The following is a 25,956-nucleotide window of genomic DNA, read 5'->3' as shown; positions in this document are numbered from 1 at the left end:
TCAACACTTTTAAAACCGTTAATACCAAAAATAAATTTTAACTAACACAAATCATTTTTATATGAAAACACAAACATTATTAATTGCGTTTTGCTTGGTTTTTTTACAACTACAAGCTCAAGATTGGAATGGGATTTCAGTCCCTGCCAACGCAGGTCAAGGTAAAATATGGGAACTTCAAGAAGGACCTTCAGATAGTTTTAATTATACGTTTAATGAAACGAATCAACGTTCAAGTTTCGGAAGTAATAAATGGTATAACTTTTATCATAACGGATGGGATGGCCCAGGTACAACCTACTGGCAACATAATCATGTATCGGTTAATGGAAGTGATTTAGTTCTACGAGCCTCCAGAAACCCTAGTACTGCAAAATTGGGAGTGCCAGGTGTTAATGCTGGATGTATAACATCTAATAGTAGAGTGAAATTTCCAGTTTATGTAGAAGCAAATGTAAGTGTAGCAGATATTGTATTGGCTTCTGATGTTTGGTTACTAAGTCCTGATGATACACAAGAAATTGATATTATAGAATGTTATGGTGGTGATGAGCAGGGTAATGCATTTTTTTCTGAATTTATTCATTTAAGTCATCACTCTTTTGTTCGTAGTCCATTTACAGATTACCAACCAAGAGATCGCAATAGTTGGTGGAGTAGATCAGATGTAAATAATTGGGGTGAATGGTCATGGAATAATGGTAATAGAAGATATGTGCGTATCGGTGTAAACTGGATCAGTCCTTTTCATTTTGAATACTATGTAGATGGAGAATTAGTAAGAGTTCTATATGATAAAGCATTTGCAACAAAAAGAAATGGCACCTGGTTTTATACCTATCCGACCATGACTAATGGAGCTCTGGATACAGGTAGTGATGGATTTCAGTTAGCGGTACAATATGCTACTGGGAGTAGTTATTCATTTCAAACTTTACAAGCAGCAAGTAATACATCTTCTGTAAGTGTTATAGACCCTTTTAATTATCAAGGAGGGAATGGATTTACAAAAGAAATGGATATTATTATTAATGTAGAATCTCAAGATTGGCATGTATTAGCTGGTCGTACTCCAACTGATGCTCAATTAAATGATCCTGCAAGAAACACTATGAAAGTGGATTGGCTGCGGGTATATAAACCTATCTCATCTAACAATACTATTCCTGTAACTGGGGTGACTGTAACACCAAATAATTTGTCTTTGGCTGTGGGTGAAACCGGTTATTTGACAGGTGCTGTGATTCCCGCGAATGCTTCTGTGAAAACAATGACTTTTACTTCCAGTAATACTTCTGTAGCTACCGTAAATCAAAGCGGTGTTTTAACCGCTATAGGAAACGGTACTACAACAATTACGCTGAATACTACTGATGGAGGATTTACAACGACAGCTACGGTAACAGTAACAAGTAACCCTACTACAGATGATATTGTAATAGAGGCAGAAGACTTTATTAATACAGGAGGCACTTATAATGATAGTAATGCGGGAGGTCCTGGCTTTGGTGTAAACGCCACAGGAACTAGTATCAATTATGTCAATACTGGTGATTGGGCAGAATATACAATAAATGTAGGTAGCTCTGGGAATTATAAAATTGAGTATCAGATATCTACTCCATCTAATAATGCTCAAGTTCAGTTATTAATCGATGGTGTTGTAGTAGCTACTGATAATGTTACTAATAGTGGTCAGTGGGATAATTATAGTGCACTAGTATCTTCTAATACGATAACAAATTTGACATCAGGAAATCATACAGTACGAGTGCTTGCATCTGGGACGAATCCATGGCAATGGAATTTGGATAAAATTACATTAACCAGAATAAATAATAATAGAACGCTTAGTAAAAATAAAGATTTGAGAACGTTAAGTCTTTTTCCTAATCCTTCTACTGCAACAGTATTTATTCGAGGATTGAACAAAGAAATTGAGCATGATATACATGTATATGATATAAAAGGAGCCAAATATATTGAGGAAAAACTGAGCCATGATCATATGATCAATATAGAACGTTTACCAAAAGGAGCTTATTTTATTGTAATAGATAATTTAGATAAAAGTAAATCAACTTTAAAATTGATCAAAAACTAATATATACAATGAATGAATAACTAATTTTTCAACCCCACTTTTATATAGTTTTTAAAATTTATATGTAGAAGAACATAAGTATAAAAGCATTATTTATTTGTGATATTCTTCCCCCAACGGAATTGAATACAATTAAACTTTTGTATGTCTCATATCAAAAATAGAAAGATATATTGAGTGGGGTTTTAATAAAAAATCAACCGAATTGAAGAATCTTTTTTTAGGGAAAACAAAAAAGTGATGGTAAAATTATAAACATAGAATGAAAAAAATAATAACTTTTGGTGAGATCGTAATGAGAATTTCACCCCCAGGGAACAAAAAATTAGTTCAGTCCAATCAATTGGAATATTATTTTGGAGGAACCGAAGTAAATGTGGTAATATCATTAGCTCAATTAGGAAACGAAGTAAAACATGTTGCTGCTGTTCCAGAGGATTTTGTTGGTGAAGCGGCAAAAAGTTTTTTAAATCAATATGGAGTAGATACAAGTATGGTTATGACTTCTACTTACCCTTTGGGATTGTATTTCTTAGAAGTTGGAGCTGTTATGAGATCAAGTATGATTTCTTATAACAGATCTCATTCTGCATTTGCCATGATGAATTCAGAAATAGTAGATTGGAATTTAGCTTTTGATGATTGCGATTGGTTTCATTGGACAGGAATTACTCCAGCGTTGTCAAAAAGAGCTTACCAAGGATTAAAGAAAGCATTGCAAATTGCTAGGGATAAAAATATTTCTATATCTGCAGATCCTGCATATCGCGCAAATCTTTGGCAATATGGAGGTAATCCTAAAGAAATATTAGGAGAATTGGTAGGGTTATCAGATACTTTTATCGGAGGACCAAACGAAATAAATGAATTATTAAATACTAATTTTGAAAATGATATAAATGGATTTGTAGAAAGTTGTAAACATCTGATGTCAACTTTTCCATCTATAAACCGAGTTTTTGATAAAACAAGAGTTTCTGTTAATGCTAATTGGCATAAAATTAAATCGCGCATGTGGGATGGTAAAGAGTTGTATGAGACTGAAGAGTTAGAGATCACTCATATTGTAGATAGAATTGGTACAGGGGATGCATTTGCTGCTGGATTAATTCATGGATTATTACATTATAAAGATCAAAAAGCATTACAATTTGCTAATGCAGCTTGTGCCTTAAAACATACTATAGAAGGCGATGCTAATTTAGTTACAGAAAATGAAATTGAATTGGTTGTAAATGGAAGTTTAACAGGAAGAATAAAAAGATAACATGTCACAATATACTAGAATAGAAACAATACAAGTAATGGGAAACACTAAGATTATCCCCTTATTTTATAATAAAGACATTTCCATTGTAAAGAAAATTATTAAAGCTTGTTATGATGGGGGTGCCAGAGTTTTCGAATATACCAATCGAGGAGATCATGCACATGAAATCTTTTCTGAATTAATTAAATGGGTGAATAAAGAGCTTCCAGGAATGATATTGGGTATTGGTTCTATAGTTGATGCAGGAACAGCTTCTCTTTTCATGCAGAGCGGAGCTAATTTTATAGTATCTCCAGTTTTGAACTCTGATATGGCAAAAGTATGTAATCGAAGAAAAATCGCATGGATTCCGGGATGCGGAACCTTATCAGAGATTAATTATGCTGAAGAGTTAGGAGCAGAAGTCGTGAAAATTTTTCCAGCCAGCCAAATTGGAGGTCCAGGTTTTATAAAAGGAGTAAAAGCTCCGTGTCCTTGGACAAATATTATGCCTAGTGGTGGAGTTACTACAGAAGAAAGTAACATCAGAGAATGGTTTAATGCCGGAGCATATTGTGTAGGGATCGGATCTAATTTAATGATCAAAGATGAAAATGATAATTTTGATTATCCAACGATTACTAAATTGACAAAAAACGCTATGCTTATAGCTAATAAAAGTTTGTACCCTTCAAATAATCTCTAAGATGTAGAAATTTATATATCAAAATGTTCTAAGGGCTTTATTAACCTACTTATGTTTATTAAATTAACAATAGGTCGGAGTGTTTTAAGAATATACGTTGTCTTCTAATCATCGATCAATTTCTTCGGGTTCACTACTCTGCGATACAATAACTTACGTTATTAAATGCCAAACGTCGTAAATATTATAGCATGTCGGATTTTTACCATCGCCATGTCGGAAATCTTTATGGATTTGGCGGACTTGTTCTAGTAGAGACAAGACATCGTGGGCTACTTTTGATACAACAAAAATTAATAAACTTATAGTGTGCTATGGTTGATGTTGTATTAAGCGTTTTGAAGGATAAGCTCAATGAGTATTTTAAAAATGTAGTAGGAACTACAGAATCAGATTTAATAGAATTTATTAGTACGAGTAATAATGATCCAGTTTCTTTTACTAATGATAAGATTACTCCATTTCTTATCAATATTTCAGAAGATAGAAAATTTAGAAATCCCGATCAATATTCAGGAATTGTAAGAGATGGTATAAGAACACAAACCAATCCCGAAATTAGAATTGAGCTTTTGATTCTTTTTGTATCCAAGTTCAGTAAATATGATCAGGCGCTAAAATTTTTATCCCACGTAATCAAATTTTTTCAAGTCAATAGGATTTTTAATCCACTTAACTCCCCGCAACTTTCTGAGGAAAATATAGAGAAATTGATTGTAGAACTAATTTCACTTCCTTTAGAAGAACAAAATCAAGTTTGGCACTCTCTAAACACTTCTTACTTGCCATCAGTACTGTATAGAGTACGATTGCTATCCTTTATTGATGAGCAAAGTATAGAATTTGTGGGAACTCCTCTACAAGATATCAATCTGGCAATTGGCGAAAAATACCCTCTTCCAGAAACCAAAGAAGATGAGGAAACAGAACAAGAAAATAGTATAAATAACCAAGCATAAGAAAATAGCTGATAAAGCTGAGATAAAAACAAGATGATGAAGTATCAAGAATTCTTTTCTATTACTATAGAACACTCTTATTTTACGGGAGAAACAGCCGATTTGGTACTCACTCCGGTAGTAGAAACAGAGGAGCTTTTAAAAAGACGAGGATTGCTTCTTAAAAAAACAACTACAGGAATACGTTGCCTTGTTGGAATTGATAAAGAAAACACGGATTTTTCTGAAAAGATCCAGAATGATGTATTTGCTTTTTACATTTTTCCTACTTCAGATACGGTTCGGGAATTTACCGATATGTCTACGGTAGAAGAAGGTAAAATGATGCTTTTTACCAATGAAAAACTACATAAAAAACAAGTTGGATTAGTGGCTAGTGCAATTGATCAGGAAGGAACTTGTCAGGGATTTCCTGCTCTGGCAAAAGTAGAAATCAAAGGAAGTGAAATGCAGCTAGAGGAAGATAGCATGTCATTTACATACCAGATCCAGTTTGCTGCTAAGGCTATACAATGGAAGTATTACTTTATTTCTAATACAGATGATCCAAACATAACATTAGAATCTAGAGACGAGCAAATCAGTTTTAATGAAATGATTATTAGCGAAAATACTACAGATCAGATTGTAACTTCCTTACGATTAAATTTCCCCAATACTCAAATAAAGGCTTTTGAGTCTAAAGATTTGGTTCCCTACAGCAATAAACCTATAAAAAATATCAAATTGATCAAAAATGGTGATGTGCTTATGAGCCATTTACCAAATCCAAAAGAAGAACAAAACGGTATTCAAATAATTAAAATTAAGTAAGAAAAAAGCATACCGAAAGAATCACATCGATTTACGTGATGCTAATTATAAATATTTTAAAACTTTAAATATATGTCTAAATTTTCAACACCAGGTGTGTATACAGAGGAAGTACCTCTATTACCACAATCTGTAGCAGAAGTTTCCACAGCAGTACCTGCTTTTATTGGATATACTGAGAAAACCGAAAAAAATGGTGAGAGTATCAAAAATACCGCCTATAGAATATCCACACTGTTGGAATTCAAAGAGCTTTTTGGAGGTGCTCAGTCTGCATCTTTTAATGTAACTGTAAACGAAGGAGTAATAAATGATATAGCCGTTACTCCTCCGAAGCATACTTTGTATCATGCGATTGATTTATATTTTAAAAACGGCGGAGGGGATTGTTATATTGTATCAATCGGGAGCTATGAGGATACGCCTAACTCGGCTTCTTTTATAGCAGGTTTAGAAGCGGTAAGTAAAGAAGATGAACCTACCTTAATTATGTTAGGGGAAGCCACTCAATTAGAACCAGCTGATTATCATTTGGTATGCCAAACTGCCTTAAGTCAATGCCAGGAATTAAAAGACAGGTTTTGCATTTTTGATATCCAAAATAAGGATGAAAGAGCTGCAACTTTTAGAAACGGTATTGGTACCAAAAACCTAAAATACGGGGCAGCATATACACCCTATTTACAGACTTCACTTACGTACAAGTATCAAGAAGAAAATGTGATCATCTCTGGTTCTTCAGCACAAGAAACCATTAAGTTAGAAATAGATGAAGCTATTACTATCGTATATAACGCAGCTGCACAAGATAATCCTAAAGTAAAAATTAACAAAGGATCTGGTAATACACCCTCTTTTAGTATTGAGGAAGCAACATTGACAATTACCAATGTAGGAGATGGTACAGAAGCATCTAAAGTTATTGAAGCTTGGGACGATTCTACAGGTAAGGGTGATTTTGACATTATTGTAATAGAGAGCGCTGCGCTCGTAAAATCGAATACAAGAGCAGAGAATCTAGTTGTAAGTGGAGGTGATGGAGCAGACACTAATTTATTTGCTATCAAAGAAACGCAATCCGAGTTATACAATAGAATAGTGAGCGAAGTCTCAAAACAACGAATCATCTTACCTCCTAGTCCAGCAGTGGCAGGTGCCTATGCAACTACAGATCGAGAAAGAGGTGTATGGAAAGCTCCTGCAAATGTAAGTTTAAATGGAGTGATAGCACCTGTAAAGAAAATAACATCCAAGGATCAGGAACAATTGAATATAGATTCCAATAATGGTAAATCCATCAATGCCATTCGTGGTTTTGTAGGTAAAGGAACCTTGGTATGGGGTGCTCGTACGTTGGACGGAAATTCTAATGAATGGCGATATGTACCAGTTAGAAGATTATTCAATATGATTGAAGAATCTACCAAAAAAGCATCTCAGTTTGCTGTTTTTGAATCTAATGATGCTGTAACCTGGTTAAAGGTAAAGGCCATGATCGAAAGTTTCCTTTATGGAATCTGGCAACAAGGTGGTCTGGCAGGAGCCACAGAAGAACAAGCCTATTTTGTAAATATCGGCTTAGGAAAAACAATGACACAAGAAGACATTCTCAATGGAAGAATGATTGCAGAAATAGGACTTGCTGCGGTACGTCCTGCTGAGTTTATCATATTAAAATTCTCCCACAAACTACAGGAGGCCTAATCTATAGAGAAGAAAACATATAAAAAATAAAAAAATGGCGTTAACAAAAGCACAAATAAAAACAGATTATCCATTACCTATTTATAATTATAGGGTAGATATTAATGGAGAGTCAATTAGTTTCTCTGAAGTATCAGGGCTAGAACTATCTTTCGAAACACATACCTATAAAGAAAGCTTTGCTACAGGAGGTAAAGTAGGGCCTAATATTATGTATATGCCTGGGCAGATACAACCGGTAAACATCTCTATGAAAAAAGGATTGGTAAAAGGAAAAAGTATTCCTGTTTTTTATGATTGGATCAATGATATTCAACTCAACCAAATCGACAAAAGAGATATTGTAGTACATCTTTTAGACGAAACCGGTAGTACCGTGGTAAGTTGGAAGGTCATCGATGCATTTCCTACCAAACTTACAGCGCCTTCTTTCGACGCTAGTTCTAACGATGTGGCTATAGAATCTTTGGATCTAATGGCATCTAGAGTCACAATGGAAGAAGCATAGTCGCTAAAGTCATTCGTAGCAAAATAGTAAAACAAGTAATATTCTAATTTCATACTAGACCAACTCAGAAAGGTGTAGGGTTAATGTATATCTAAAAGATAGCAAATCGTGGCAATTGACAAACAAAGAATTATAGAAAAGTATCCCTTACCCGTTTATAATTATCAGGTAACTATTAATGGGATTGAAATCATGTCTTTTTCAGAGATTTCGGGATTAGAAATTGATCATGACCATGTATTATACAGACACGGCTTTAGCTGGGTTGTAGGGGATCATTTGATTCGAGGTCAACGAAAACCGATTAATATCACCTTAAAAAGAGGGATCGTCAAACGTCGCAGTGATCTGTATGACTGGATCAAGTCTGGAGAAAAAAAAGATATCAGAATAGAACTATGTGATGAAGCTGGGATGGGCATCATAATTTGGGAGGTTTCCCGAGCATTACCTTTCAAATTAGATGCACCATCATTCAGTGCAAGTGCGAGTGAAATCGCCTTTGAAAGTCTGAATTTGATAGCTCACGATTTAAGAATAAAACACAATTAAAGATTACACTATGTTAGATGTTTTAAAAGCAATCAATTTTGCAGACCGGGAACCCACATTATCACACAGATTTGGAGTGTTCTTTTTGGCAGGTGGGATAGTTCCCAATCCTATTGATCTCAGGTTTCAAAAAGTGAGTGGTATCAGCACAGATGTACAGTTAGAAACTATTAATGAAGGTGGAGAAAATTTACATATGCATCGCGCACCAAAAATGATGAATTATAACAATTTGGTGTTAGAAAGAGGATATGTTACAAGTGAGATTCCTTCTCCTTTAAATTTAGAATTCAATGCGACATTTTCATTATTTAAGTTTAATCCTTCCAATGTATTAGTTACTGTATTTAATGAAGAAGGTATTCCAATAGGAGGATGGATGTTTCTAAAAGCATATCCGGTAAAATGGTCCGTATCTGATCTGGATGCGCAATCCAATACCGTAGCTATTGACACTATGGAGTTAGCCTATACACGATTTCAAATTATAAGGATATAAAAGATGGCTGTTGAGATCAAAGAAATCGTTATTAGAGCCGTAGTATCAGATACGGAGCAATCTAATACGGAAACATCCCAGGTTGCAGGAAAAGAACAGAACGCTTTGGTACAGGAATGTGTACAACAGGTATTAAAAATATTGAAAAAGAAAAACCTTAGATAGCTATGTCAGTATTGGATAAATTACGACCCTTTAAACTCCAAAAACTTAAAATTTCCTCTTTTGATAATCAGGAAAGAACAGCGAATGGACTTGATTTTGAGGTGATGTATAACCCAGAATCAGTGCAGCAAAATTTTACTAATAAGTTTGCTAGAAACCCTAACAATCCTCTGAATAAGGAAGATGCTGAGTTTACCTACAGTGCATTATCTACCGTAAGAATGAAATTGATTTTTGATGGAACTAATGTACATCAATATGGAGCGGAAACTATAGCGAAACTTGCATTAGGAATCCAAAAAAGTGTAAAAGATCAAATAGATTATTTTTTGACAAACATTGTAAAAGTCAAAGGTAAACTTCATGAACCACCTTTTTTGGTATTGAGTTGGGGGAAAACAATAAACTTTAATTGTAGACTGGCTAGCTTAGATATTAATTACACCATGTTTGCTAGAAGCGGTGATCCATTGCGAGCAGAGTTAAATGTTTCCTTTATAGAAGATGATGCGCTTGATGAACAATTAGCAAAATTAGATTTACAATCTCCTGATTTAACACATTATCGAATAGTAAAAGCGGGTGATCAATTGCCATTAATGTGTCAGGATATATATGGTTCGCCTATGTATTATCCATTAGTAGCGCGTGTTAATAAGCTTAAGAGTTTTAGGAATCTTACACCAGGACAAGAAATTTATTTTCCTCCAATTGAAAAATAAAATATGGCATCAACAGTAGTAACAAATACCATCAAAAGCAATGGGAAAACCCTTCAGTTGGGAACGTATCAATTGATGTCTTTAGATACTAATAAAGAGTTCAATAAAATACCAATGGCCGAACTCAAACTATATGATGGTTGTATAGCGAAACAAAAGTTCGAAACACTTGATGGAGATGCTTTTTTACCGGGATCTCTGATAGAAATCTTTATGCGATATGAAGGAAAAAACACTACTGAAGAAAAGATTTTTGAAGGTATTGTTATTAATCAGGAAATAGAAAGATCTCAACATCAATCAGAACTAACCATAGAGCTTTGTGATCCTTGTGTTAAAATGACCAGTTTACGAAAAAATAGGGTCTATAAAGATCTTACAGACACTAAAATCATAAAAGATCTGATTAGCAAATACCAAGATCTAAAAGTAAACGAAATTGATGATACGTTGTATACACATCCGCAAATGGTACAATACTATGTGTCGGATTGGGACTTTATGATATCAAGAGCAGAAGCTAATGGGCAGCTAGTAGCAGTTGATAATGGGGAACTATCGGTAAAAACACCAAACATCAATAATCCAGATCTTACCTTAACCTTTGGTATCGATTTAGCACATTTTGATTTAAAATTGAGTAGTCAGGGGCAATATGAGAAGATTCATACGTTTGGCTTAGATACCAAGAGCGAAGAATTGGCATTAAGTTTTCCTAAAAAAGCCGAAGAACAAACGTTAGGAAGCATAGGGTATGATGTACCGATGTTATCAGATACGGTGGGAGCTACAGAAGCACAATTGATTCATCCGGTGCCCGCAAATCCTTTTGAACTTCAATCCTGGTCAGATGCACAGCTTATAAAATCCAGACTTTCTGCAGTACAGGGAACCATTAGAATTGATGGAAATGGGAAGCTCAAAGTAGGACAGACGATAAAAATTGAAAATGTAAGTCGATTTAACGGAAAACATATCATCACAGGTGTTCGTAATACATTCGTTATGGGTTCAGGATGGTATACCTATCTACAAATTGGTATGGATGCAAACTGGTTTAGCGCTCAATCGGATATTATAGAAACACAAGCAGCCGGATTGCTTCCAGGTGTAAATGGTTTGCAGGTTGGTACTGTTATATGTCATATCGAAGATGCAGATCATGGATTCAGACTTCAGGTACATATACCGGCATTTCATCAAGAAGGAAAACCTAGTGAGGTACTGGCGATGTTTACTTCGTTGGATGCGGGAGCAGATCATGGAATCTTCTTCCCCCCAGAAAAAGGAGATCGTGTGGTGATAGGTTTCTTAAATGATGATCCTAGACAAGCCATTGTATTGGGAGCAATGCATAGTAATAAAGTGCCTAATACAGTAAAGAAAAAAAATACGTACCAGGGAATTTTTACCAAGTCTAATTTTCAACTTCTTTTTGATAAAGAAAAAGAGACTGTAACCTTATCTACCGCAGATACAGACCATACAAATGAACAGACCATTTGTATCAACCAAAAAGAAAAGAAGATTAATATAGAAGATGCTCACGGAAATAGAATAGAGTTAGGCAAAAATGGTGTCAAGTTGATGAGTGCTAAAGATTTCATGATAGATGCTAAGGGAGATCTTAGTATTAATGCTAAAGGGAAAATTAAAATCAAAGGGAAAAAGGTGGATTTAATATAAGTATACATATGGATAAAAATAATATACAACTCGAATTAACGGTCTCAGAAACCAATACAATACTTGCTGGACTTGGTCAACAGCCGTATATCAAGGTAGCAGGACTCATAGAGAAAATACAACAACAAGGAGCTTCACAATTAAAATCCTATGAGGATAATAGCCAGATGGCAAATAGTGAATCATCCAAAATGTCAGTAAAAGATGGACAATAAGTTTTTAGGAAACGGTTGGGCGTTCCCTCCTTCTTTTTCAGGAGGAGGTGCAGATGTTGGACTTACAACAGGAGAAGAAGATATCAAACAAAGTCTTCAGATTTTATTGTCTACTTCTTTAAATGAACGGATGATGCATCCTGATTTTGGATGTGATCTTACTCAGTTTTTATTCGAAGAATTAGACCAACGATTTGCAAGTGAGTTGAGTAATATGGTATCCAGGGCTTTGTTATTGTATGAACCAAGAATTCAGACAGAAGCAGTTGAGGTAGAGGATATAGATCTAAATGAGGGGATTGTACATATATCGATTGATTATATAGTTAGAAGCACCAATAACCGCTTTAATCTGGTATATCCCTTCTATGTTAATGAAGCTGCTACTGTGGCATTTGATCTTTAAAAAGAAATTACAAAACAAAAAATGGATGCAATAATTATAGATGGTGATCAGGTCAATTTCCTTCCGGTATTTGGGAGTGCCTTGGTAAGTGTACAACCCGGAAAAATGATCGCTTCAGGAAAGACAACCATTAAAGGGAAAAAGGTTTGTGTAGATGGCGATGAAGCAAAAGTAGAAGTGACCAATTGTTCATATGTAGCACCTCCTTTTATAGTTCCAGGTCAAGGAACTTTAATCATAAAAAAATTAGGTTCAGATCAATTAACAAAAAAAAGTAAAAGTGGTACTAAAAGTATTATTCTGAAAGGGAATATGTTTATAGCTGAGTTCAAAGTTACAACACAGGCAAAACAACCGCCTCCAACGAACGCACCAGACCCTGTGCCGATGTATCCCGGACAAGGAGAATTAATACCTACGAATACAAAAATACAAGCCACTTAAACCTAGTAAAGTAGTAGAAACAATGATTCATATTCAAAATTCAGATAATATACTCCTTAGAGACGGAACCAGTCAGCAGGATCGTAATACAGATGCGATTCGTCCAGATTATGTAGCGATAGAAGATCGTAGCATCGAAGAACTGATTACCGAAGCACAACGTATAGCCAAAGAACTTCAGTTTTTTGATACAGAAAACAGACCTACTACTACTTGGGAGTCTTTTTTAATTGACGATCCGCAAACATTTAACCAAAATTCTCCGGAAGGAAGAAGGATTCAACAAAAACGGTGGGCTGATCTATTAGCTGCATATGTAGAAAATCCCGAACGTTTTTATAATGATCCAGAAAGGAAAGCTAAACTATCCAAACCTCATGTAGCACTGTTTATGACTTTCTTAAAGTTATTAAATCACGTGAAATCCAAAATGAATGGACTTACACAAAGACATCTTGATTTTTATTTTAGAGAACGTCTCGGACTGAGTACAAAAGGAGCCGTGCCGGATGTGGTCAATGTATTATTAGAGTTAGAAGAGAATACCGAATACCTAGAAGTAAACAAGGGAACGGTATTAGAGGCCGGAGAAGACGCTTCGGGTAATCAATTGCAATACATCACTAATGAAGATACAGTAATTAGCAAGGCTCAAATCACACAACTTAAAAATGTTTTTGTAACAAAGCAATTTCTTACGATCCAAGAGACACATCAGGAACGAGGGAAAACTAAGGATGCGGCCTTTGTTGATATGATAGAAATGGCCTTGGGACACCCAAATCCAGGAGATGCCCTTCCGGACTTTCAAGGGAACCAGATTGGAGATATTTTTGAGCTGAATGAAGCAGTAAAAAAAGAGGATGCAGCTGCGATTTCCTATGTAACACAAGAGCTATTTTTAAAAAGAAATGATTTTGATCTTATTTTTCTAAAACATCAAGAAGAAAAGGATGGCATCCCTACAGATTGGCTGCCTGTATATAAGCACTTGGAAAAGGCTCATAAGAAAAAAATCATACATCAAAGAGAACAAAATCTTAGAGAATTGCACGATGTTGAAGGATTTGACGTAATGATGAGAAAAGTATATGGAAATCCAACTCCCGGAGATACATTGCCCTTATATAATGGAGAAAAAGCTTTGTTAGAGCAGGTATTCGAAGACATACAGACTACAGATGAAAAAGCTGAAAGAGCGTTAGAATATGTAATAGTAGACCTGCAATTAACGGAACTTGATTTTATACATATCATGCAAACTCAAGCAGATGCTAAGGCTTCTGAAGAAGATAAGGATAAAGTATATCGTATTCTAGAATTCGCTGAGCGCCAGATACGATCGATCTCTATATTTCCGCCTAGCATAGAAAAGTTATCAGATATTTATGCAACAGCGGATGCCAAAGAATTTGTTTTTAGCAAATATGATGAAGAAGAAGAAAGTAAGCGATTTAAGACGTTTGGTAATAGAGAATCTTCTATATCCAATCATTCCCTAAAACCATCTGAGATTGGTTTTGCTATAAGTTCTCCCACCTTACTGCTCCAAGATGGTAAACGTACTATTGAGATACTACTAGATCTGGGACAAGAAAATCGTACTATAGAAAGCTTGCAGTCGATTTTTGATAAAAACGATCCCTTTCAGACCTACCTTAGTAGTAATGAACAGTGGTTTACACCCAATAAAGTAAGCTATTCTTTAGGGGATTATGTGGGGGCGACTTCAGAAATTCCTTTAGATATTATAGTAAATGACACTACGATTACTAGCATCGATAATCAAAGCTTTGATATCACAGATGTGGGTAAATACATTGTAGATACCACTCAAAAAATATATAAAATCATAGGGATTAAGGATACTTCGATACTAGAGGTTGAAGAAGTAGGATTGATTGATGAGAATGTCGATAAAGCACAAAAATATGCACCGGATCAGGTATATCTTAATGCCTTAAAAATAGCAATACAACTTCAGGATAATGATCCACCAGTCGCACCTTTTGGATCAGAATCTTCTTCTTTAGTAGCATCAGAGCATCCAACACTGGTGTGTACACTACATCATTTTTTAGAAGAAGAAAAAGGAGGAGAACGCTATCGAAGTAATTATGAACATTTAATAAACCTTGGATTACAAAAAGCACATATACGGGTAGATGTGCAGGGAATGCAACAAAGTATCTTACAAAACGATCAAAATACTATTGATACCAAAAAACCTTTTGAGCCCTTTGGGTTCCAGCCCGAAATAGGAAGCAGTTTCTATATCGTAAATGAAGAAATAGCTCAGAAAAAGATAAAAGATCTACACCTGGAGCTTGAGTGGGTACAACAACCCAAATCTCTTACAGAATATTATAAAAATTATTGGTTAATACAGGCCAATCACACAGAAGGAGAACTTGCAGCACTTAATGAAGAAGAGCTTTCTGAACTCATAGAGCAACGACTGGCAACAAATGCTGCAATTATTGAAGATGATGGTGATTTTAAAGCGGATGTATTTTTTCATGATCGCAATGCAGAAGTATTACTATCTACTATGATAGAAAATACTGAAGGAAATAAAGTATCAGAAGGTTTCCCTTTGTTTACAGAAGAAGGTGCTATTTCGATTACAAATATACCTTCCAGAATGCAAGAAACAAGTCCGGGTTATAAATACAAGGAACGTTTTGATATTGAGATGGATGAAGAGGAGGTAGTATCCTGGGAGCGATATTTTAGAATAGAACTAACACCTGTAAATTTTCAGCATACTGCATATAATACCTTATTTACAAAGCAAGCATTATCCGGAAAAGAAGAAATAAAAAATCTACGAATTAATTTACCATATCAACCTAAGCTAAAAAAACTAGGAGTTTCCTACATAGCTTGTGCAGATATCACAGCAGATGTAGAAACTTCAAAAAGCACAAACAAGATCTGGCATATACATCCGTTTGGATATGACCTTATATCCCCAGGAAATGAGGTAAATCTAATACCTGTTTATACAGATGAAGGTTCGTTGTATCTGGGAATCGATCAATTGAAAGCGCCACAGATACTATCTATTTTGTTTCAGATGGCAGAAGGGAGTGCTAATCCCGATATTCAAAAACCTGAATTGCAGTGGAGTTATATTCGAAATAATGAATGGGTGGTTATAACACCTTCAGGAATTTTAGAAGATACAACAAATGGATTGGTAAATACAGGGATTGTAAAAATAAAAATACCTGCAGATGCAACTACCGGTGGCACCTTAATGCCTAACGATTTACATTGGATTAAAATATGTGTTTTTAAAGATATAAATGGTGTATCAGATACCATTGATATTAGAAGTCAGGTATTAAGTGCTACACTTTCTGGAATAGAAGTAGATTCTACACATTTCGAAAATCCCTTACCCATCGATACGATTACAGAAGTGCTTAATCCGATACCAGAGGTCGCCAAGATTACACAACCCTTTACCTCTAGCAAAGGAAAACCAGCCGAAAACGGAGATGCATTATACAAACGTGTTAGCGAACGGTTACGACATAAAAACAGGGCACTTACAATGTGGGATTATGAACATGTAATATTGAATCAGTTTCCTCAGATATACAAGACTAAATGTCTTCCGGCAAAAGATAGAACAGGAGGAGTAGATGTGATTGTGGTACCAGATATTAAAGGAAAATTACCCTTCGACCCCTTTGCTCCAAAGGTAGCGGCTGACACCCTGTTTCAGATTGAAAAATATGCACAAATGCATGCGCCTAGCTATGCAGATATAGTAGTAACAAATCCTTTGTACCTGCAAGTATCTACAGAGTGTATTGTGAAATTTTACGAAGGATACGATGAAGATTTTTATAAAGACAAGTTGATAGAAGAGATCAAACGCTTTATGTCACCATGGGCATATGGTGAAGATAGAGATATACAGATCGGAGGATCACTTCATGCCAGTGTGATCATCAATTTTATTGCAGAAAGACCCTATATCGATTATGTAGCCAATCTGAAGTTATTTCAGAGCGAAGATGGAGAGACGTTTACTGATGTAAGAAGTCTTCATGACGGAAAATCGATAGTCATCCCCTCTCAACCTGATATGATTATGGTGGCAGCACAGATACACGAAGTATATGTGGTCAATGAAGGTGGATTTGAAGAAGACAGTTTTGAAGGAATTAACTATATGGAAATCAACAAAGACTTTATAGTACGATAAAAGTTTGAAGTGGAGACAATAGAAATATGTAATGATCTACTTGATGCATTTTAAATCTGATTTTTCGGAATAATAATGGAGAAAAATTGTATCGAGGTCGATTTAAGGTTCATAGCATTGTTTGCATCTCGATAAAATTTTATCAACCGCTATTGCTAATGATAAAATCACTCAATGGGACGAAGAGTAATATTTTAAAAAAGGCTAAAAGATTAAATCAAACCCAGTTAGCCAACTTTAGAGCAACTGTTCATAGATAAAAAAAGATAGAACAAAAAGAATATAATCGTATGGAAATCAATAAGAAAAATCGAACAGAACTTAAAGAATATTTTAAGATCAATGACAAACCGACACAAGAAGAGTTTGCCGATTTTATAGAAGCAGGACTCAACCAGGCAGAAGATGGTATTGCCAAAGTACAGGGCAATCCGCTATCAATACAAGCTGAGGGGGAACCCCTAGGCACCCAGGAGGTACTGGATGTTTACGAAAGCTTAACCGATGATAATCCGCAATGGTCTTTCAATCTGAATCCCAGAGTAAATTCAGAAGAACCCACCAGCAATCAACCTGGATTTAATATCAAAGATATTACGGGTCAAAGTCGATTGTTTATCAAATCAGGAGAAGGTAATGTCGGTGTAGGAACCCTAGAACCCGCATCCAAACTTACGGTAGAAAGTAAAAATACATCCTCATTATTATCGGTCATTGATACTTCTAATGAACGGACTACCATTTTTGAAGTTTCGAAAAAGGAAGATGCTAGTTTCTTTCAAACAAAACTTGGTATCGGTACCAATGCACCGAAAGCTCCATTATCCATAACTGGAACAGGAAAAACATCGGTACCTGATGAGGCAATGCATATTACAAACAATTGTATTTTGTTTGGAGGGGGTAATGCGGGTCAATTTGAACATTCTGCTAAAATCGCTGCAAATGAGAACTTTGGTATGCGAATTTTTGGAATGTCTTCAGATCAAAAAGAGTCATCAAGAAGGCTTGAAATTTTTGCAGAAGGTGGAATGACTACACACGGTCATATCCATATCCCGCAACAGTACGTAGTTGCTTTTTCAGTTTCGCTTAGTACTAATATGAAAGGGACCAAAAACCCGCTTCAATTTAAGCAAGTTAACTATAACATGGGAGGTCACTTCAAAGATAATAGGCATTTCAGAGCCCCGGTAAAAGGAATGTATCTGTTTACCATGTGCATGCGTCATAATACAGATGATGGCGATGTCGGATGGAAGCTGCGGTTAAATGATACTGGATTTGTTAATGGAGCAGGATCTACAGAAGAAGAACGACAAGAACGCTCTTGGTTGATTGCTAGAACGAAACTTCATATGAATTCCAGAACGGTACTTACATTGTTGCAGGCTGGAGATAAAGTACACGTAGAGCAGTTTGGATCTGGGGGTAATGACAATTATGCTTCCGGTTTTGAAGGCATCTTACTGCAAGCCGTGAAGTAAAAGTTTACCAAAAAAACATACTATTATGACACCGTCAATAACAATACCCAGAGAAGTACCACAGGATTCCGCATTAAGCTATGAATTTCTACGTGCAGAAGGAATGCAACTAATTCAAAAAATGGCAGGGGATACCTGGACAGATCATAATATCCACGATCCCGGGATTACCATCTTAGAACAAGTTTGTTATGCTATTACCGATCTGGCGTATCGGATGGACTATGATATTCAGGATATCATAGGTAGTGATACCACCAGCACTTATGAAAACCTCTATAGTCCCGCTACCATTTTAACCACAAATCCAGTAACGGTATTGGATATTCGTAAAGTAGCGATTGATGTGGATGGGGTCAAAAATGCCTGGATCGAAAAAGTAACCCAAAAAAGAGCTGGTGAGATCTCAGAAGCGGATAGTACACCAATAGGATTGTACCGAGTTTTTATAGAAAAAGATGGGTTGTTTGATATCCCTGGGAGTACAATAATTAAGGATGTAAAAGAAAGGCTCTACGGATGTCGTACGATTTGTGAGGATTTCGAAGAAATAAAATTATTAGATACGCAGAGAATCCGATTACATGGTGTTATCGAAATTGCAGATACGGTAGATGATGTCAATGAGATGGTAGCTAATATTTTGTATCGTGTAGGAACTCATTTTTCACCTCGTATTCCTTTCTATACCTTACAACAACAGTTAGAAAAAGGAAAAAGTACTGATGAAATTTTTGACGGGCCAAGATTGTTAAACGGTTTTATCGATGATCAGGACTTATTACAAAACTATCGAAAAGAAGAGATCCAGACTTCTGATGTAATTAAAGAAATCATGGATCAAACCGAAGTATTAGCGATTGACAAAATCGCACTGGCTACGGGAACCAATACAGTAAAAAATTGGTTGTTACCATTGGATACTTCCAAAACTCCAACTTTGGATATCGAAGGCACCTTATCACAACTATCATTTACCTCTAAAGGACTTGCCGTAGGCATCGATACAGAAAGAATAAAAACACTATACAATCAAAAAAGAGTTGAAAGTGTTTCCAGAGCTGTATCAGGTAAAGAACTGGATATGATCATGCCAGAAACTCAAGCACAGCAACTAGAAAACTATGATTCGATACAAAATCAGTTCCCTGCTAATTATGGGATTGGCGAAATAGGACTCCCGGATTCAGCTACTCCCGAAAGAAAAGCACAGGCAAAGCAGTTAAGTGGGTATTTGTTGTTTTTTGAACAGACATTGGCCAATTATTTTTCGCAGTTAGCGCACTTTAAAAAACTGATGAGTTTTGATGGAGAAGATACCAGAACCTATTGGAATCAATCCCTTCTGGAATGCGTTCCCGGAGCATCCGAAGTGATTGATAGTAAAGAAAACTATGAGGCATACCTGAGCGAAATGACCGACGATGCTAATGCCGGATTATTACGAAAAAATAAGTTTCAAAACCATTTGTTGGCACGATTTGCAGAGAAATTTACAGGCTATGGTATGGTATTAAAAGATCTTACGGATAATGAGTCTAGTACGGATAAAAAGTTAATCAAGGATAAAGCCCGATTTCTTAAAGAATATCCTGTGGTGAGTGCCTGTAGAGCAAAGGCGTATGATACCACAAAAGACTTTTGGGATACTCGAAACATTTCGGGATTAGAAAAGCGAATTGCATTAAAAATAGGGATCGAGGACTATAGTCGTAGAAACTTAGATGATGCTAATACTGCTGGAATGCATATGGTAGAACATATCTTGTTACGACGTAGAAAAAGATATCCTTATTCATTTACCGCAACGTATATTCCATTACAAATCGAAAGATTTGAAGTAGCCATCACAGAGGAATTTACACGATGCATCGTCGAAGATCATACCTTAGAACCTGGAGAAGAGATAAGCATTACTGGTAATGCACAATTTGAAGGGGTTTATACTGTGTTAGCCATCGGAGATGATTTTTTTGAAATCAAGGCTCCTTTTCAAGAGTCAGAAACCGGAGGTTTATTTCAGCGTACACCCGATATTCGATATTATCTACAATCTTCTTGTATCTATGGTATTAAAAAATCTTCTACAATATCAGATCACATATTTTGCAAAACAGGAACACATATGTTACGAGTAGGAGATGAGATAGAAATTACCAGAACCAAAAATTATAATGGGGTACATAGCGTAGTTTCAATATTGGAAGATGGGTTCGAAATCGCAGAGCCTTTTATAGAAGAGGAGAAAGTAGGTCGATGGATGCATACAACCGCTCCAAAAGATCCGTATTCATTACAACTAACTTTTGTACTGCCAGCGTGGATAGAACAATATCAAGATGAAGATTTTAAGAAATTCATTGCATTAACGATACGTGAGGAGACCCCGGTACATATCAAGACCAATATCCAATGGTTGGATCAAGAAGAAATGCAACGATTTGACCATGCCCATCATCGTTTTCTAAAAGAAATCAACAATGGATAAGTAGTATTATGACACAGCAAAAACATATCATCAATAAACAGATTCTAGAAATTCACTTGCCTTCTACTGCAGATACTTTTGCTGTACAGCAAGAACTAAGTGCGCTGTGTCGGCATCAGTTAACAACGGTTATGGATCGTATATTTGGGAATACTACTAATAATATGGGTGATCAACCGTTGCAGATTGATCGACTTACATTAGATTTAGGAAAGGTATCTGTAAAAGATTTCGCGACTGTTTTTGAGGAAGAATTACAAGAAAAACTTCAAGAAGTATGCACTGGATATCAGCAATCTGATGAAGTGGAACAAAAAGATGAGGTCAGTCAACTCAAAGAAAAAACACCTATTAGAACAGTAGCATATTATCTGAAAACCGGGATATTGCCGTGGTGGGCAAAGGATACAACCAAAGCATATGTTTTGGAGCAATTAGAAGAATTGTTGCAAAAGCCGAACACCACTTTCATCACCTTGCTAAAACAATTGAGATGGAGTACCCAGCAGCTAGAACGTTTTGTACATATAAGTACGGCGACACAATTGCTTCAATCTTTTCAGTTGATTTCTGAGATCCCTATACAAGAAATAGTGACTGCTTTAGAAAAATTTCAACATAGAATTCACAAAAAATACGGGATCACAGCGCAGAAGATACAAGCTACTTTTTGGAAAACAGCGTTTCAAAAGTTTGATACGTCTAAAGATTTCAAGTCCTTCAAACAAGAATGCTTCCAAGGTACATTAGCAGGACTAGGAATAGATCATGGTGGAAGTAGCAAAAAATATCAAGCATACGATGTCTATGAGATCAAATCTTTAGTAGCTAGCTATACAACCAGGCAAGCTAAGAATACCGTATGGCAAGAATTTTTTAGACAACTATCAACCATCATAAACACCCCTTTTTTCGATCAGTTGCCTGCTAATACGTTGAAGCAATGCGTACAATTGTTAAAAGATATAGGTGACACACAAGAGCAAACGGTAGATGCCAATACTGTATTAAAACCCTTAGCAACCTATATACAGAGAATACAAAAAGAACTGCAAGAAGTAGCATCAAAACCGACATTAATGGAGATAGAACAGTTGTCCTCTCCTTTTGAAGACACTGATTTTATTCCCATAAAAAACACAGGGTTGGTACTCTTTTGGCCATTTTTAGAACGCTTTTTTGAGAATTTGGAACTGATAACCGATAAAACCTTTATTAATGAAACGACTCGTCATACTGCCATATGTGCATTGCAGTATTTGTGTGAAGGAGATGATCAGGAACTGTTTGAAGGAGTACTACCATTAAACAAATTGTTATGTGGTGTCGCTATAGAAGAAGTTATATCGCCAATCACACTATCTAAAGAAGAAACAGCAATTGCAGAAGGACTGCTAACCGCGGTGATAGGACAAGGACCGCATTGGAAAAACTTATCCATAGATGGTTTTAGAACTTCCTATCTATGTCGCCCGGGGTCCTTACGCACCAGAGATGGACATTGGTTATTGCAAGTACAACGAGAAACTCATGATATTACGTTAGAAAAATTGCCTTGGGGTTTTCATATCGTAAAGCTTCCCTGGATGCAAGATATTATTGTAGTAGAATGGTTATAAATAAAATGTATAAAAAATAAATGTCACACTGAGCCTGTCGAAGTGCTATAAAACGTAAGTAAAATATGTGTTTAAAAAGGTCTTCGACAAGCTCAGACTGACATCGAGACCTAATAGAAATAGCCTTTTTGTTTCCGTCCCTTGAGGGTACTGCCCTGAGCGGAGTCGAAGGGTAGACAATATAAAAGAAATAACAAAAAAACAGCACTATGAAAAAACAAATGGTCATCGCTGAAAACAATGGTATAAAAAAGTCAACTGATAGACATATTAGTGATCATAATGCTGAGGTATTAGTAGCAGAACTTTCATGGTTAAGCCTAGTGCTTCAAACTCGTTTAGAACTACATTTTCAGCAAGAAACCCCATATACGTCTATAGAAGAATTAGTGCCGCCAAACCTATCAGATAAAAAAGGAAGCTACGCTCATTTTATACAACAACACAAACTCAAGGTTGCAGAACGATTGTTACTGATTCTGGCATTGGTTCCTCATATTAAACCAGAAGTTCTGGACATATTACTGACAAAAAACAAAGACTATGACCGCCGATATAGTGAATTCGGAGGATTATTGTTAGAAGGACATTTAGGCTTGATTCCTACAGCAGAAACTGCAATGTTCTTACTAGCTGGAGATGATCTTAACAAGCGTCTACAATATCATACCTTGATTACGCAGGACTTTTTACCAATACGACAAGGAATGATCAACGTATCCAGAACCAAAGGGAATAACCCGTTACTGAGTAGTATCTGGATGATTGCTAACGAATATGTAGCCAATATAGTAACTGGCACACCCTATCAAGCAATGTATAGCCCTGATTTTCCTGCGCAACAGTTGCATACGAAGTTATCGTGGCAGGATCTCATCGTCTCTAGATCCACAGCCCGTAGCTTACAGGAAATCAGGGATTGGGTGACTCATGGGCAAACTGTTTTAGAAGCACTAGAACTGGGCAAGAGACTAAAGCCGGGGTATAAAAGCCTGTTCTTTGGTCCGCCGGGGACCGGAAAAAGTATGGCTGCTGCTTTACTAGGCAAAAGTACCGGTAGACAAGTCTATAAAATAGACCTGAGCATGACGGTCTCCAAATACATTGGAGAAACCGAAAAAAACCTGGCAAAAGTATTTGATCAGGCACAGCAACACGATTGGATTTTGTTTTTTGATGAAGCAGATTCTTTATTTGGGCAACGTACTCAGGTAAGCAGTGCTAATGATCGCTATGGTAATCAGGAAATAGGATATTTATTACAACGTATCGAGGATTTTCCCGGAGTAGTGATCCTTGCAAGTAACCTAAAGGATAATATAGATGATGCTTTTACCCGAAGATTTCAATCGATGATAGAGTTTATGATGCCAGGCGTAGAAGAACGCTATCAACTTTGGAAACAATCCTTTGCTGAGAAATTACCACTGGACGAAGAAGCTGATCTATGGCAGATAGCCGAGAATTATGGTATTTCTGGTGGATTAATGATGAATGTAGTGCGCAAATGTACGCTACAAGCTGTAACTAATAACGAAAAAACGATCACTCAGCAAAGTCTGGAAACGGCTATACGAAAGGAATTACAGAAGGAAGGGATTATTTTAAACTAAACGATAGAATACTATGTAAGAAACATAAATATTTTAATAGATGGTGGGGAATAAGGGGGAATTATCCCGGTACTGATTATAAAGTATGTAGAGGAATACCTATAGAAAAAGGTATCGGGATCCACCATCGCATACCAATCTGATTGTCACCCTGAGCTTGTTGAAGGAGTTTTTTAAATATAGTTTGCTTCGAAAGGCTCAGCATGACAAAGTAGTACAATACTAGTATTCAAGTTAAAAACGAAAAAACATGAAAATACAAGCAGATAAAACACAAGAACTTCAAAATCTGATTACCCCAAGTGTTGCTAGTGAGCCTAGTACCAGAGGCACGGCCCAACTTATGGATAACCGTGCCTCTACTATCGATCAGCGTAAGTTACAAGGTGCAATAAATAGTTCTATGAGTAACACAAATCCAGTACAGCGAAAAACCAATAAAACAGGACTACCAGATCATCTAAAATCTGGTATCGAAAACCTATCAGGATACAGTATGGATGATGTTAAGGTACATTACAACTCCAACAAACCCTTACAGCTACAAGCGCATGCCTATGCACAAGGAACGGATATTCACCTAGCATCCGGTCAAGAAAAACATTTACCTCACGAAGCCTGGCACGTGGTACAGCAGAAACAAGGAAGAGTAAAGCCCACAAGACAGCTAAAAAGTAAAGTGAACATTAATGATGATGCAGGATTAGAAAGAGAAGCGGATGTAATGGGGGCTAAAGCTTTACAAAATAAGAATTGTCAAAAAAAAAGAACGACTAAGACAAAAATAAAAAAGAATTCATCAGTGGCCCAATGTATTGGTATAGGAGGAATAATGGATACTATGGGGGAAGGGAATCACACTTGGGCAGACGCAAAGAAATTTGTAAAGGACAATACCCCAAATAAAGTGTCAATAAAATCTTTCCATAATGATACTAATATAGGGGATGTATCTTTTTTTTATTTCGAAAAGATAAGTGCAGGGGCTAATGGAGACATTTACATTGGTTCTTTTAATGATAGAGACGTAATAGTGAAAGTGATCAGAGATAATAGTTTTGATGAAGAGAAGGACGCACTAGAGAAGATGGAAAAGTCTGCCATAAAGAGTAAAAACTGGATATCTGGGATCGGTTATAATGAAGAAAAAGAGGTTATAGTTTTAGAGAAAGCAGACCACTCATTAAATAAGGAGTTACCGGATGAGTTAGTTGAAAGGATATTTTTGGTTAGAGGTTTATGGAATGGACTTTCGAAGTTGCATTTTAATAACATTATTCATAATGATATTTCACAGAAAAATGTTTTAAGTAAGAATGGTGACGTAAAGATTACAGACTTTGGAGCCGCTGTTGTTGATCATCGAACTAATGTTTTTGAGACAGAATTCACTGAAGACGACTATAAATCATTTATTAAAACTGCGTACAATATTTTATTAGGTAATACAGGAGATGCTCACTCAGATACAATAATCAATAATACAGGTATAAATGATTTGAGGCGTTCTTTGAGAGATTATTTATCAGTTAAAAAATTAGAGGTACTAATGAAAATCTTAGAAAAGGTTCAACCAAATAAGAAAGACTGTATAGAGTTTGTTACCATACTAAACGGAGTACATAACTAAAAGTTATATACTCTTATCCGATGGAGCAGATTTGCAATCATAAGTGTTCGAAACCTTAAAATTATGTAATTTAGGGAGAAACTATGAAGGTTTCAGAAGTTTTAAATTATATTCCAAAGGATGAATTAGAAAAATTATCATTGGACTATAAAGTGGATTATCAAA

21 protein-coding genes are annotated in these 25,956 nt (G+C 35.9%); all 21 read left to right on the top strand.

The genetic code is table 11. From position 1 onward, the window contains the following. The first annotated feature begins 61 nt into the window (after positions 1 to 61). The 21 genes from DK442_RS26205 to DK442_RS26110 all read left to right on the top strand — a co-directional run bounded on the left by DK442_RS26205 (position 62) and on the right by DK442_RS26110 (position 25,791). The gene (locus DK442_RS26205; RefSeq protein ID WP_109438887.1) at positions 62 to 2,104 is read left to right on the top strand and encodes a carbohydrate-binding protein; all 2,043 of its coding nucleotides are present in this window, start codon (positions 62 to 64) and stop codon (positions 2,102 to 2,104) included. 262 nt (positions 2,105 to 2,366) lie between these two features. Next, complete coding sequence (locus tag DK442_RS26200; RefSeq protein WP_109438886.1) at positions 2,367 to 3,371, top strand: sugar kinase; 1,005 nt, start codon at positions 2,367 to 2,369, stop codon at positions 3,369 to 3,371. A gap of 1 nt (position 3,372) precedes the next feature. After that, a complete protein-coding gene (locus DK442_RS26195) occupies positions 3,373 to 4,059 on the top strand; it encodes a bifunctional 4-hydroxy-2-oxoglutarate aldolase/2-dehydro-3-deoxy-phosphogluconate aldolase (RefSeq protein ID WP_109438885.1) in 687 nt (228 codons plus the stop codon). Between the two features lie 314 nt (positions 4,060 to 4,373). Next, the gene (locus DK442_RS26190) at positions 4,374 to 5,018 is read left to right on the top strand and encodes a DUF4255 domain-containing protein (protein WP_109438884.1); all 645 of its coding nucleotides are present in this window, start codon (positions 4,374 to 4,376) and stop codon (positions 5,016 to 5,018) included. Positions 5,019 to 5,054: 36 nt separating this feature from the next. Further along, positions 5,055 to 5,831 carry a hypothetical protein gene (locus DK442_RS26185; RefSeq protein WP_109438883.1) on the top strand — a complete coding sequence of 259 codons (777 nt, stop codon included), beginning with the start codon at positions 5,055 to 5,057 and terminating at the stop codon, positions 5,829 to 5,831. 72 nt (positions 5,832 to 5,903) lie between these two features. Next, positions 5,904 to 7,535, top strand: a complete 1,632-nt coding sequence (locus DK442_RS26180; RefSeq protein WP_109438882.1) for a phage tail sheath C-terminal domain-containing protein — start codon at positions 5,904 to 5,906, stop codon at positions 7,533 to 7,535. 34 nt (positions 7,536 to 7,569) lie between these two features. After that, a complete protein-coding gene (locus DK442_RS26175; RefSeq protein WP_109438881.1) occupies positions 7,570 to 8,043 on the top strand; it encodes a phage tail protein in 474 nt (157 codons plus the stop codon). Between the two features lie 108 nt (positions 8,044 to 8,151). Continuing rightward, on the top strand, positions 8,152 to 8,595 hold the full coding sequence (locus tag DK442_RS26170) for a phage tail protein (RefSeq protein ID WP_160114370.1): 444 nt from the start codon (positions 8,152 to 8,154) through the stop codon (positions 8,593 to 8,595). Positions 8,596 to 8,605: 10 nt separating this feature from the next. Next, on the top strand, positions 8,606 to 9,094 hold the full coding sequence (locus tag DK442_RS26165; RefSeq protein WP_109438879.1) for a phage tail protein: 489 nt from the start codon (positions 8,606 to 8,608) through the stop codon (positions 9,092 to 9,094). 3 nt (positions 9,095 to 9,097) lie between these two features. After that, the gene (locus tag DK442_RS28405; protein ID WP_160114369.1) at positions 9,098 to 9,259 is read left to right on the top strand and encodes a DUF5908 family protein; all 162 of its coding nucleotides are present in this window, start codon (positions 9,098 to 9,100) and stop codon (positions 9,257 to 9,259) included. A 2-nt stretch (positions 9,260 to 9,261) separates the two neighbouring features. Next, complete coding sequence (locus tag DK442_RS26160) at positions 9,262 to 9,981, top strand: hypothetical protein (protein ID WP_109438878.1); 720 nt, start codon at positions 9,262 to 9,264, stop codon at positions 9,979 to 9,981. 3 nt (positions 9,982 to 9,984) lie between these two features. Beyond that, a complete protein-coding gene (locus DK442_RS26155; protein ID WP_109438877.1) occupies positions 9,985 to 11,667 on the top strand; it encodes a phage baseplate assembly protein V in 1,683 nt (560 codons plus the stop codon). A gap of 8 nt (positions 11,668 to 11,675) precedes the next feature. Continuing rightward, positions 11,676 to 11,882 carry a hypothetical protein gene (locus DK442_RS26150; protein WP_109438876.1) on the top strand — a complete coding sequence of 69 codons (207 nt, stop codon included), beginning with the start codon at positions 11,676 to 11,678 and terminating at the stop codon, positions 11,880 to 11,882. Beyond that, positions 11,872 to 12,288, top strand: a complete 417-nt coding sequence (locus tag DK442_RS26145; RefSeq protein WP_109438875.1) for a GPW/gp25 family protein — start codon at positions 11,872 to 11,874, stop codon at positions 12,286 to 12,288. Before DK442_RS26150 ends, DK442_RS26145 begins: the two co-directional genes overlap by 11 nt. 21 nt (positions 12,289 to 12,309) lie before the next feature. Continuing rightward, on the top strand, positions 12,310 to 12,732 hold the full coding sequence (locus DK442_RS26140) for a hypothetical protein (protein WP_109438874.1): 423 nt from the start codon (positions 12,310 to 12,312) through the stop codon (positions 12,730 to 12,732). Between the two features lie 22 nt (positions 12,733 to 12,754). After that, positions 12,755 to 16,954: a baseplate J/gp47 family protein gene (locus DK442_RS26135; protein ID WP_109438873.1), complete on the top strand. Its 4,200-nt coding sequence runs from the start codon at positions 12,755 to 12,757 to the stop codon at positions 16,952 to 16,954. 290 nt (positions 16,955 to 17,244) lie between these two features. Continuing rightward, the gene (locus DK442_RS26130) at positions 17,245 to 18,441 is read left to right on the top strand and encodes a hypothetical protein (protein ID WP_109438872.1); all 1,197 of its coding nucleotides are present in this window, start codon (positions 17,245 to 17,247) and stop codon (positions 18,439 to 18,441) included. 25 nt (positions 18,442 to 18,466) lie between these two features. Beyond that, positions 18,467 to 20,929 (top strand): hypothetical protein, encoded by a 2,463-nt coding sequence (locus tag DK442_RS26125; RefSeq protein ID WP_109438871.1) that lies wholly within the window; start codon positions 18,467 to 18,469, stop codon positions 20,927 to 20,929. 8 nt (positions 20,930 to 20,937) lie between these two features. Then, positions 20,938 to 22,548, top strand: a complete 1,611-nt coding sequence (locus DK442_RS26120) for a contractile injection system tape measure protein (RefSeq protein WP_109438870.1) — start codon at positions 20,938 to 20,940, stop codon at positions 22,546 to 22,548. Between the two features lie 209 nt (positions 22,549 to 22,757). Further along, a complete protein-coding gene (locus tag DK442_RS26115; RefSeq protein WP_109438869.1) occupies positions 22,758 to 24,161 on the top strand; it encodes an ATP-binding protein in 1,404 nt (467 codons plus the stop codon). A gap of 250 nt (positions 24,162 to 24,411) precedes the next feature. Next, complete coding sequence (locus DK442_RS26110) at positions 24,412 to 25,791, top strand: DUF4157 domain-containing protein (RefSeq protein WP_109438868.1); 1,380 nt, start codon at positions 24,412 to 24,414, stop codon at positions 25,789 to 25,791. The last annotated feature ends 165 nt before the right edge of the window (positions 25,792 to 25,956 follow it).

Origin of the sequence: Aquimarina sp. AU119 (genome assembly GCF_900312735.1) — a bacterium.
GTDB lineage: Bacteria > Bacteroidota > Bacteroidia > Flavobacteriales > Flavobacteriaceae > Aquimarina > Aquimarina algiphila.
The sequence above is the reverse complement of the archived record's forward strand: the minus strand, read 5'-3'. Positions and strand labels throughout refer to the sequence as shown.